Below are 11,718 nucleotides of genomic sequence, written 5' to 3'. Positions count from 1 at the left end.
GCTGGAGTTAAAGCACTTTATTTCCAGCATTGATCAATAAAATAAGATAAATTAGAGAATAAAAGTAAGAGCTATTTTGGGGAGGCAAAAAGTCCTGAAGATAAATAACGATCTCCACGATCACAGACAATTGCAACAATCGTCGCATTTTCTAGCTGCGCAGATAGCCTTAAAGCACCGGCTACCGCCCCTCCAGAGGAAACGCCACAAAAAATACCCTCTTCTTTCGCCAGCCTGCGAGTCATATCCTCAGCTTCTCGCTGGCCCATATCCATGACCATATCCACTTGCTCAGGAACAAAAATCTTAGGTAAGTATGCCTCCGGCCAACGGCGAATCCCCGGAATACTGGAGCCTTCAGTTGGCTGCAATCCAACGATTTGAATATCGGGATTTTGCTCCTTCAAGTAACGCCCGCATCCCATAATGGTACCGGTTGTACCCATTGAAGAGACAAAGTGAGTCACCGTTCCAGAGGTCTGCTGCCAAATCTCCGGACCGGTTCCCTCATAGTGAGCCAGGGGATTATCGCTATTGGCAAACTGGTTCAGTACCAATCCTTTTTTATCCTCTTGCATTTGCAAAGCTAAGTCCCGCGCACCCTCCATACCTTCTTCAGCGCTAACCAATATCAACTCAGCGCCATAAGCTGTCATTGAAGCCTTGCGCTCCTCGGTAGCACTGTCGGGCATAATCAATATCATTTGATAGCCCTTAATCGCTGCAGCCATTGCCAGGGCAATTCCCGTATTACCGCTGGTCGCTTCAATCAGGGTGTCTCCCGGAGAAATATATCCTGCAGCTTCCGCATGGTTGATCATTGAAAGTGCCGGGCGGTCTTTTACCGAACCCGCAGGGTTATTGCCTTCCAGCTTGAGCAAAACAGTATTACTGGTATCACCTGGCAGGCGCTGTAGTTTAACCAGCGGGGTATTGCCTACGCAGTCAGCAATTGTTGGATAATCCATAATGCAATAAATTCCAGAAAAATCTCGCGGGAGCCAAGTGTACAGCAAGCGGTACTATGCACTAAATACCGTCTACTTTGGTCTACTCCCTACCCAGGTTATTAAGGGAGTTATACCTGAAGCGGTATTATTCAGATGGCTATGCCGCGCTATCTAATTTTGGCAAAGTGAATCTTTGAGCCTCTAAAACGCGCATATTGTGACAAAAAAGAAGCATTTTCTGATAAGTGAATGAGTGCGCTCAGATGTACATGACGGTAAAATGAGGGAAAAACAATCGTACAAGGCCCCTCTTAACATGGCCCCAGGCAACCCTATTCTCTCAATCGAGGAACCAGAGCAACCTCGATCCTTACGAACCCTGGTATTTCGCCTTACTGTAGCACCCGCACTAATTCTGTCCTTGCTCCTCGCTCTCGTTTTCACCCTGCAGCAAATGCACGATCGTCGCCAATTGCTATTAAGCCACGGTCGAGCCAGCGCCGAACAGCTAGCTGAACTAATTGAGATGAGCGGGGGCCATCCAGCTGAACTTAGAATGGAATGGCTGCGTAAAAGTTTGCTGGCGCTTATGCTGGAAAAAGATATGGTCAGATCTGTTCATGTCTACTCCACCGAACCCAGCCCCAAGCTAACCCTCAACCCCAGCACCGGACTCAGCTTGCTGGCCAGTGTCGGCCCGCGTCCACGCACCCCCATTAGCAGGGACACCCTTAACAAGCGCGAACCCTTTATTTTTGAAGATGATGAGACTCTTCAGGTTTTACAGCCACTGAAAGGCGATATCACCACCTGCTGGATAAGTATTGAGCTACATCGCCCCTATTTCCTGGTGGGAACTTACCAAGTTTTACTCGTAGGCTTGGTGGGGTTGATTCTCTGTACCCTAGCCGCGCTGGCCTGGTCGGTCATCATGTCTGAGCGCTTTGCTCACAGCCTGATTAGAATGGGGCATACTCTGGAGGCGATTGGCAGAGGTGAATTTGATCGACGCACCCATGAAACGGAGAATCGAGAACTCGCTCAACTGGGAAACCAAATTAACGAGATGGCTGAAAACCTGTCCAGTTACCAACAGGAATACAAAGCCAACTTACTCCAGTCTATGGATGACCTGCGCCAATCCCTAGACAGTATGGAAGAACAAAATATTGAGCTGGACTTAGCACGTAAAAGGGCGCAGGAAGCAAGCAGGATTAAATCGACGTTTCTCGCCAATACCAGTCACGAGATTCGCACACCTTTAAATGGCATTATCGGTTTTACCAACCTGTTGTTAAAAACTGGAATTGATGAGCTACAGCAGGATTACCTGCAAACCATTTTACGTTCATCGGAAAACCTGTTGACTACCATCAACGACATCCTGGACTTTTCCCGCATTGAGTCCGGCAATCTGGTCCTTGACCATATCCCTATGGACCTTGGCTTACTACTTGAAGAGACCCTGCAAATACTGGCCCCAAACGCCTATGAGCACCATCTGGAACTGGTGCCCTTGATCGATTCTCAACTCCCTCCCACTTTAATCGGAGACCCGTTGCGAATTAAGCAAATACTTACAAACTTGGTGGGTAACGCGGTGCGCAGCTCGGCAAATGGCAATATCCCTGTGCGCTTGTCAGTACATAGCATTAATAACTCAGAACTTGTACTCCGTATCTCGGTTACCGGCCTGGGTAACCGTATTGACGAGGCTGGTCGCCGTGAAATTGAGAACATTCTCACCAGCAAGTCCCCACAGCTCACCCAACAAATCAGCGCAAATGGTTTAGGGATGTCTATAGCCCGCAGCCTAGTTGAGAGAATGAGCGGCTGCACAGGTATTGAAGAAACAGCCAATGACGGCAACACCTGTTGGGTGCAAATTTCCCTCCAGGCTGAACGTAATCGAGGCATGTATCCGCGTATTCAATATCCTGGCTGCCGAATTTTACTTGCAGACCCCAACCCAGTTACACGGACCCAGGTAGCCCAGCTACTCAGCCAATGGCAAGTGGAGTCCATAGAACTCGGCGATACCGATACTCTGCAACCGGCAATCGAGCAAATGTGGCGGCACGATGCCTTACCGGATGCTGTTATTATCGATACAGCTACTGCCAAAGGTGATTTTGATAATTTCAGTAGCAAAGTGCAGTCGCTGGTTGATACCTATCAGTGCCGCGTGATCGTACTGGGCCCACCCGCTGAATTGCGTCGCTGCTACGACCAACTGCGCACCCGCACTCTCACTTTCCTTAGCAAACCCGTCACCCGAGACAATTTGCTGCGATCCCTGAAACGAGCAGTACCACAGCAGGGACAACAGCGGGTTAGTGGCGGGGTACAGGCGCTACCGTGGCCTGCACCACCGCGCGTGCTGGCAGTGGATGACCACGCGGCAAACCGCCGACTGGTCGGCGAACTTCTGCGAGCACAAGATGTAGAAGTCGTTATTGCAGCGAGCGGCGAAGAAGCTCTACAGCTCTGGCAGCAGGGAGCTTTCGACTTGGTGTTTATGGATATTCAAATGCCCGAAATGGATGGTATCGAAGCTACACGCCTGATTCGTGAGCAGGAGACCGGCCGCCGTACTCCAATCATTGCCCTCACCGCCCACGCCGGCGCCGAAGAAAAAGCACGCCTGCTGTCTGCGGGACTGGACGACTACTTAAGCAAGCCTGTTAGCGAGGCCCAGCTCTCCCATATGATCAAGCGCTGGCTTAAGATCATCACTCCCCAGGCCGCAGAAAAAGTGAAGATTGAGGAGATGCGCCTGGTAGACATTGGCGAATGCCTGACTCTCGCCAACGGCGATGCCAAGCTGGCCAGGGACATGCTGCGCATGTTGATCGACGGTCTCGGTTCAGATGAGAGAGAACTGGAAAGGTTGTACAACCTTGGGGATTACAAGGGCATGTTCGAACTCACTCATCGCATGCACGGTGGCTGCTGCTATTGCGGAGTTTCACGCTTGAGAGAATCAACTTGCGTGTTACAAGAGGCATTGCGCACTATCCAAGGCTCCGATGCCCAAGCCTTTGACCAGCGCAAACTCAATGCTGTTCTCAGGGAGATCCGGGCCCTGCGCGAGTGGGCTTCTGAACAAGACTTGGATGCGCTCTTTGGCCTGGAGGTAGTTGCCTAGCAGGATTCAAATACGACAAATGCCAGGGCCGAGTCTTTTTCATCAGACAGGCTGAGGTGGATTCTGTCCACACCAAGTTTTTCGGCCCTCTCCTCAGCTGCGCCCGCCAGTACCACCTGCGGTGCAGCGCCCTTGCGGCGACGGACATCGATGTCTTGCCAGGAAACCCCTTCACCAATCCCAGTGCCCAAGGCCTTGGCTACAGCCTCCTTCGCCGCAAATCGCTTGCACAGATATGCAGCGCGGATGGGCTCAGCCATAGCATAAAAGTCCTTCCTTTCCGCACTGCTAAGAACACGCTCAACAAAGCGATCACCAAAGCGCTGCCACGCCACCTCAATACGGTCGTAGTTACAAATATCGGTGCCAATACTAACAATCATTTTTTTCCGTAAACCTGTCGAAAAAGCTCTCTGCTCTGCAAAGGCTTATCCCCCAATACTTTCCTCAACAATAAACGTGTAAGACGCTTTGCAGGTGCTAAAGCCTCACCTGACCAGCCACCCCCATTCATAGCGCTGTCCATCCCCAATAGTTCGGCACCCGAAAAAAAATACTCTCCCAGGCTCTCATCTTTGGAGCGGTGAACAGGAATTAAACCCCACTCATCATCCAGGCGATAAACCCCATCTTCACTTACAGGGTCTCCTTGCGGGCCGCTAATATTGAGGGACGGGCAGGTACCGAGCTCCAGGAGCAGTTGTAACTCAAAGCGACGAAGCGGACCTTCCAGTTCAGCGTTGGAGAGTCCCTCCAGCTGAGACAGAGATTCCAGCAGGCTCTGATAAGCTGCAAACAGCGTGTAATGCGCCTCGCCCTCGGGAAGGAGCCTTACCATCAGTTCATTGGCATAAAGGCCCGCATAAACCGCTCGGCTCTTGAGCCATAGTGGTACACCAACATTTTCGACTGGACCTAGCGTTTTAAGTGAACCCGCTCCCATCAATGTGACAAGCAACGGGGTGAAAGGCTGCAATGCTTGTTGGCGGCGCTGCTTGTCACGGCGGGCCCCACGGGCGACACAGCCCAACCGGCCGTAATCGGGAGTGAAAAGCTCCAGGATCAAACTGGAGTCTTTATAGGGCCGCGAATGGAGGATATATGCGGGTTGAGGCGGTTGAGGCGTTTTCATAGGTCCAGGGAAACTGCCCTGATGATTACTCGTCTCTGTAACCGAGACTGCGCAGAGCCCGCTCATCATCAGACCAGCCAGATTTCACCTTCACCCACAAATTGAGCATTATCTTGCTATCAAACAAGCGCTCCATATCTTCTCTAGCCTGGCTGCCAATCTGTTTGATTCGCTCGCCCTTATTTCCAATGATGATACGTTTTTGGCCCGCCCGCTCAACCAAAATAGCAGCGCTGATATGCAAGACCTTACCTTCTTGGGCAAACTCCTCTACCTCCACAGTAACTTGGTAGGGAACCTCGGCACCCAATTGACGCATAATCTTTTCGCGAACAATTTCTGCTGCGAGAAAGCGCGAGCTGCGGTCAGTCACTTGATCTTCGGGGAAGAAATGCTGCCCCTCAGGCAAGTGCTTCAGAATAACCTCTTCCAAAGTATCCAGATTTACGTTGCGCAAGGCTGATATGGGAACAATTTCAGCTTTTGGATGCTCCTCAGCCAGGGCTTGTAGCTGGGGCAGTAGATCAGCTTTATCCTCGAGCTGATCCACCTTGTTCACGGCGATAATTAATGGGCACTTAATACCGCGCAGCTTATCTGCCACCAACTGGTCTGCCTCACTCCAACGAGTGCGCTCTACAACAAACACCACTACATCCACATCCCGCGCAGCACTGGCGGCAGCTCGATTCATATAGCGGTTAATCGCTTTTTCTTGATCGGAGTGCAGACCCGGTGTATCGACAAAAATAATCTGGTTTGGACCTTCGGTTTTAATACCGAGCATATTGTGGCGGGTGGTCTGCGGCTTGCGCGAAGTAATCGCGAGTTTCTGCCCCAGCAGGTGGTTCAACAGTGTGGATTTTCCCACATTGGGGCGGCCGACAATCGCGACATAGCCACAGCGAGAAGGTTGTTCGCTCAAGAAATTTCTCCGAAAGAGTTGGAGGTCTCCGGGAAGCCCCGGAGCCAGAAGCGCCCCCAGTGATACAAGGGGCTGTCATTACGATGCGGGAAATGGATCCGGCGCGCCGTTCCTATTGTAAGGTTAGTCCTGCCCGGTGAGGAGCTTATAGGCTTCCACCGCCGCCGTCTTTTCAGCATTACGGCGACTACTGGCTTCGCCTTTTACGGGCTGCGTAAGGCCACTGACACGACACTCCACTACAAAATGCTGTGCGTGTTCAGCGCCAGAAACATCTACGACTTTATATTCCGGCAGAGGTTTTTTTCGCGCCTGTAGCCACTCCTGCAAGCGAGTTTTGGGATCCTTCACGGTCTCTAATGATAGGCCCTGCAAGCGCAATGCAAACCACTCAAGTACCCGGGCGCGCGCAGCCTCCAAACCGGCGTCCAAATAGATGGCCCCAATAAGAGCCTCTACGGCATCGGCCAGAATCGATGCCCGACGAAAGCCGCCACTTTTCATTTCACCTTCACCGAGGCGCAGGCAATCGCCAATTTCCAGCTCCCGCGCAAGTTTTGCCAGGGTTTCACCGCTAACCAATTGTGCCCTCAAGCGGCTCAATTGCCCCTCGCGCCCGTTGGGGAACTGCTCGTAAAGTGCCGCGCCGATAGTGAACCCGAGTATCGAGTCGCCGAGAAACTCCAGGCGCTCATTATTACGACTCCCATGGGATCGGTGAGTCAGAGCCAACTCAAGCAGCTCGGCCTGATCAAAATCATGGCCGAGGCGCTTGCAAAGGCGTTCCAATAAAAGATCAGTCACGTTTGCGGAATTGCTCCAGATCGATCAGCGCATCACAGCAAAGCTCCGGCTTCGCGGTGTCGAGCTGTTTATTAAACTTCATCACAACATCTACGTTGTATATCAGCGGCTGGCGCAGCTCGTAATTGATGCTCACCACAGAACCCTTTGCGCCACGAACTACCTGCACAGATTTAGTGGGCTCTCCGCGCACATTGTTTACCAGGAAAAAACGGCTCAGCTCTTTTTTAATTTGCCCCGTGGTCATATCTTCCAGGTTTGGGTTTTGACCGAGGGTTTTTAGCCCTTCGTTAACGTAACGAGCATCTACGTAGGCCGGTGCCATCTTGGACACACAGGTCAAAGCAAATCCCAACATCGCGATAATCAGCAGCCAACCCCAGTAGCTCATACCGCGCTGCTGCTGCAGTGAAAGGTTGAGTTTACTACCCATAACTATGCCCTCTATCCTTTATAAATAACCGGGCTAACGCCCAGCTGGTTTCTTTATTGGATTGAGCCTACACGCTTAAAGCTGGGCAAACTGAGCAACTTGTCCCAGTGCATCCAAATGGCGAAAGCTTTGCCGACGATATCCTTCTCTGGGACAAAGCCCCACTCCCGGCTATCGAGGCTGTTATCGCGGTTATCGCCCATCATAAAATAATGCCCTTCCGGCACTACACCACTAAAGTTACTGTACTGCCGGGGGCGGACACTTTTCTGCATCTCGTGGCGATAGCCATCGAGATCTTCCCACATGACTTCTGTTTGCGGGTTACTCGGCGGGATGGCCCGGATCAATTCTTGGCGAGCCATCTCACCGTTGACATAGAGCACATTGTTCTTCAGCTCTATCTTGTCACCGGGTAACCCAATCACCCGCTTGATGTAGTAAGTATCGTTATTGTGGGGTGGAAAGAACACCATGACATCGCCGCGCTTGGGCTCACCCACATCCATTACCTTGGTTCGGGACACTGGCAAGCGCACACCGTAGGCATACTTGTTGACCAGAATAAAATCCCCGACTTCCAATGTTGGAATCATTGAACCTGAAGGAATCTGGAAGGGCTCGACAATAAAAGAGCGCAGAACAAATACGATCGCCAGAATCGGGAAGAAAGACTTCGCGTACTCGACAACGATCGGATCTTCTTGCTGGTCCCCGACATTCTTCTTGCGTTGACGGGCGAAAAATAGACTGTCAACTAACCAGATTCCGCCACTAATCACAACCAACCAAAGCAGAATCAGAGGTAAATTTATATCCATTACTTTTCTCTACTATCCCTTCATTTTTCGTCGTGGCGTAGGGCCGAAGCCCTACTGATCCACCTTCAGTACCGCCAGGAATGCCTCCTGCGGCACTTCAACACGGCCCAACTGCTTCATTCTGCGCTTACCCGCTTTCTGCTTCTCCAGCAGCTTCTTCTTACGAGTAACGTCACCACCGTAACATTTGGCCGTCACGTTTTTGCGCAGCGCCTTCACCGTGGTTCTCGAAACTACCTGACCACCAATAGCCGCCTGGATCGCCACATCAAACATCTGACGAGGAATCAGCTCTTTCATCTTTTCCGCCATTGCGCGGCCTTTCTGCTGCGCATTATCGCGGTGGACAATCAGCGCCAAGGCATCCACTCGGTCACCATTAATCAGGATATCCAGTCGCACCAACTTGGCCGCTTCAAAACGGACAAAGCTGTAATCCAAAGAGGCAAAGCCGCGGCTTACGGATTTGAGACGGTCGAAGAAGTCCATAACCACTTCGCTCATCGGCAGTTCATAGCGCAGGGACACTTGTGAACCTACGTATTGCATGTCCTTTTGAATACCGCGTTTTTCCACACACAAAGTGATGACGTTGCCCAAATACTCCTGTGGTACAAGAATATTTACCTCGGCAATCGGCTCCCTCATCTCTTCGATGGAGCCTACATCGGGTAAGCGCGATGGATTATCTACCATCACTATCTCACCGTCTGACTGCTCAACTTCATAAACCACGGTCGGCGCTGTGGTAATCAGATCCAGGTCGTATTCCCGCTCCAGACGCTCCTGGATAATTTCCATATGCAGCATGCCGAGGAAGCCACAACGGAAACCAAAGCCCAGCGCATCGGATGTTTCTGGCTCGTAGAACAGGGAGGCATCGTTTAGCGACAGCTTCTCCAGCGCATCCCGGAAAGCCTCATAATCATCTGAACTAACCGGGAACAAGCCTGCATAAACCTGGGGCTTAACCTTCTGGAAGCCCGGCAGCATATCAATATCATCGGCGCCCTTAGCATGGGTCAGTGTATCGCCCACAGGAGCGCCATGAATATCCTTGATCCCTGCCACCACAAAGCCCACTTCACCTGCGCGAAGTACACCGGTTTCGTGGCGCTTGGGTGTAAAGATTCCCACGCTGTCCACAACATGGGCACGACCGATAGATTTGGTGACAATCTTTTCTTTGGTTTTCAGGGTGCCCTGGACAACACGCACCAAGGAAACAACGCCCAGGTAGCTGTCAAACCATGAGTCGATAATCAGCGCCTGTAGAGGAGCATCGACATCGCCTTCCGGCGGTGGTACCAAACGCACCAGATCTTCCAGTACATCCTCAACACCGAGGCCAGACTTAGCACTGCAACGAGTCGCTTCGGCGGCATCGATACCGATAATATCTTCAATTTCTTCGGCAACCTTTTCAGGGTCTGCCTGGGGCAAGTCCATCTTGTTCAAGACAGGGATAACTTCCAACCCCTGTTCAATGGCTGTATAGCAGTTGGCAACCGACTGGGCCTCAACACCCTGGGCGGCATCTACCACCAGTAGCGCGCCTTCACAAGCTGCCAGAGAACGGGACACCTCATAGGAGAAATCCACGTGTCCGGGGGTATCAATAAAGTTCAGCTGATAGGTCTTACCATCGCGCGCTTCATAGTCGAGCGTCACACTCTGCGCCTTGATGGTAATCCCACGCTCGCGCTCGAGCTCCATGCTGTCCAGCACCTGTTCAGCCATCTCCCGATCGGAGAGGCCACCACAGTCCTGGATAAAGCGGTCAGCCAGGGTAGATTTCCCGTGGTCGATATGGGCAATAATGGAGAAATTGCGGATATGAGAGAGATCTGTGGCCACTGCGGAATAAAAACCCTTGCAAAATCAAATGATTAGCTGGCTATAGTGCCAACTGTGTGGCGCAAGTCTAACAGAACTCATGGACAGAGGTGAGAGCTAGGTGGCCCAATGGGCCACCAATCGCTGGAAAGCGGCTAGCTTTCGATCTTAATTGTACGGAAAGTGGACTGCCCAGCCCGGAAGAAGCGAATCGGCAATAGCTCATCCTCCGGCAGATCCTTGACGACAGTTTTGTAGTCACTAATGTCGCCAACTTCTTCAAAACCAAGTTGCGCAATGATATCGCCACTGCGCAAACCTGCTTTGGCACCGGGCTTGCCTGGAATCACTTGTTTCACCAGCACCCCAGTTTCCACATTCCAGCGCTGCTTCAGGATATCGGGAATTTCCTCAACCACGACACCCAGGCGCCCACCCACTCCAGAGCTGGGATTGGCTGCCACTTGCCTCGCTTCACCTTCAGAACCCGGCAGGGTGCCGACAGTAACACTCAGACGCTCGGGTTTACGATTGCGGATCAACTCCACCTGGGCCTGTGTACCCGGTCGAATCTGCCCTACAACGTGCGGCAGGTCGCCAAAAACCCCTATCTTCTGACCATGGAATCGCAAAATGATATCACCGGGCATAATTCCCGCTTGAGCTGCGGGCGACCCAGGGCTCACCTGATCGATCAGGGCGCCGGCGGGCTTACCAAGGCCCATGGCTTCCGCCATATTGCGGTCGACATTGCTGATTCCTACTCCGAGCCATCCTCGATCCACCCGCCCTTTTTCCTTTAACTGGGCAACCACATCCTGGGCAAGGCTTGCGGGAATAGCGAAAGAGAGTCCGATAGAACCGCCACTGCGGGTATAGATCTGAGAGTTGATACCCACTACTTCGCCATCCAGGTTAAACAGCGGGCCTCCGGAATTTCCGGGGTTAATTGCGACATCTGTCTGGATAAAAGGAACGTAATTCTCGCGGCTCTCATTGGGGATACTGCGCCCCATCGCACTGACGATCCCGGCGCTTGCGGAGTAGTCCAAGCCGAAGGGAGAGCCAATAGCGACAACCCATTCTCCCACCTGCAGTTCTTCGGAATCCCCCCAGCGTACTGACGACAGGTCTTCCGCGTCGATCTTTAACAGGGCCAGGTCGGAGCGCACATCCTTGCCAATAACCTGCGCCTCGTACTCGCGACGATCAGTCAATGTAACGGTTACCTGGTCTGCACCATCGACCACGTGATTATTGGTTACGATATAACCGTCTTCAGAGATGATAAAGCCGGACCCCATACTCGCTACCGGGCGCTGCTGGCGCTGGCGCGGCTCGAAAAGGTGGCGGAAGATATCGGGAATTTCCTGTTGAAGCTGCGGCTGACTACTGCGACTAGTGCGGTTGCGATCAACCGTGTTGATTTTGACGACTGCCGGAGAGTTATCTTCGATTAACTCCGTAAGTTCGGGTAGTCCACGAGCACTGGCAGCCCCGGAAACCAACAGACAAAGAACCAGTAGATATTGTGTACAACGTTTAACCATAGGTTTGTTACCCCTAGTGATCCCTTCTAATATGAAACCATTGGATTTTCGAGTCCTTTCAAGGGCGAGCCTTGGCTTGTCCAGCCCCTTAGGGACTCTCAGTAACGACTTAGTGGCGA

At 52.0% G+C, this 11,718-nt stretch carries 10 protein-coding genes; 1 reads left to right on the top strand and 9 read right to left on the bottom strand.

What is annotated here, in order from left to right; all coding sequences use genetic code 11:
* Positions 1-71 precede the first annotated feature (71 nt).
* The gene (gene cysM, locus ACYX4J_RS06015) at positions 72-968 is read right to left on the bottom strand and encodes a cysteine synthase CysM (RefSeq protein ID WP_445363750.1); all 897 of its coding nucleotides are present in this window, start codon (positions 966-968) and stop codon (positions 72-74) included.
* Positions 969-1,203: 235 nt separating this feature from the next.
* Here cysM and ACYX4J_RS06010 point away from each other — a divergent pair, with 235 nt between their 5' ends.
* Positions 1,204-4,098 (top strand): response regulator, encoded by a 2,895-nt coding sequence (locus ACYX4J_RS06010; protein ID WP_476178083.1) that lies wholly within the window; start codon positions 1,204-1,206, stop codon positions 4,096-4,098.
* On the opposite strand, the gene acpS is transcribed toward ACYX4J_RS06010, so the two are convergent.
* The 8 genes from acpS to ACYX4J_RS05970 form a co-directional block, all read right to left on the bottom strand.
* Positions 4,095-4,481, bottom strand: coding sequence for a holo-ACP synthase (acpS, locus tag ACYX4J_RS06005; protein WP_413662741.1), 387 nt, complete (start codon positions 4,479-4,481; stop codon positions 4,095-4,097). The genes ACYX4J_RS06010 and acpS overlap by 4 nt on opposite strands.
* On the bottom strand, positions 4,478-5,164 hold the full coding sequence (gene recO, locus ACYX4J_RS06000) for a DNA repair protein RecO (RefSeq protein WP_413662742.1): 687 nt from the start codon (positions 5,162-5,164) through the stop codon (positions 4,478-4,480). Before recO ends, acpS begins: the two co-directional genes overlap by 4 nt.
* A gap of 91 nt (positions 5,165-5,255) precedes the next feature.
* Positions 5,256-6,155, bottom strand: coding sequence for a GTPase Era (era, locus tag ACYX4J_RS05995; RefSeq protein ID WP_282931965.1), 900 nt, complete (start codon positions 6,153-6,155; stop codon positions 5,256-5,258).
* Between the two features lie 123 nt (positions 6,156-6,278).
* Positions 6,279-6,959 (bottom strand): ribonuclease III, encoded by a 681-nt coding sequence (rnc, locus tag ACYX4J_RS05990; RefSeq protein ID WP_282931964.1) that lies wholly within the window; start codon positions 6,957-6,959, stop codon positions 6,279-6,281.
* Positions 6,952-7,392 (bottom strand): DUF4845 domain-containing protein, encoded by a 441-nt coding sequence (locus tag ACYX4J_RS05985; RefSeq protein WP_475709690.1) that lies wholly within the window; start codon positions 7,390-7,392, stop codon positions 6,952-6,954. The genes rnc and ACYX4J_RS05985 overlap by 8 nt, the downstream gene beginning before the upstream one ends.
* Positions 7,393-7,445: 53 nt before the next feature.
* On the bottom strand, positions 7,446-8,213 hold the full coding sequence (gene lepB, locus ACYX4J_RS05980) for a signal peptidase I (RefSeq protein WP_413662745.1): 768 nt from the start codon (positions 8,211-8,213) through the stop codon (positions 7,446-7,448).
* A gap of 51 nt (positions 8,214-8,264) precedes the next feature.
* On the bottom strand, positions 8,265-10,070 hold the full coding sequence (gene lepA, locus ACYX4J_RS05975) for a translation elongation factor 4 (protein ID WP_413662746.1): 1,806 nt from the start codon (positions 10,068-10,070) through the stop codon (positions 8,265-8,267).
* 134 nt (positions 10,071-10,204) lie between these two features.
* Complete coding sequence (locus ACYX4J_RS05970; RefSeq protein ID WP_476178082.1) at positions 10,205-11,599, bottom strand: Do family serine endopeptidase; 1,395 nt, start codon at positions 11,597-11,599, stop codon at positions 10,205-10,207.
* Positions 11,600-11,718 lie beyond the last annotated feature (119 nt).

It is taken from the genome of Microbulbifer sp. ABM4_008 (assembly GCF_056311705.1).
The sequence above is the reverse complement of the archived record's forward strand: the minus strand, read 5'-3'. Positions and strand labels throughout refer to the sequence as shown.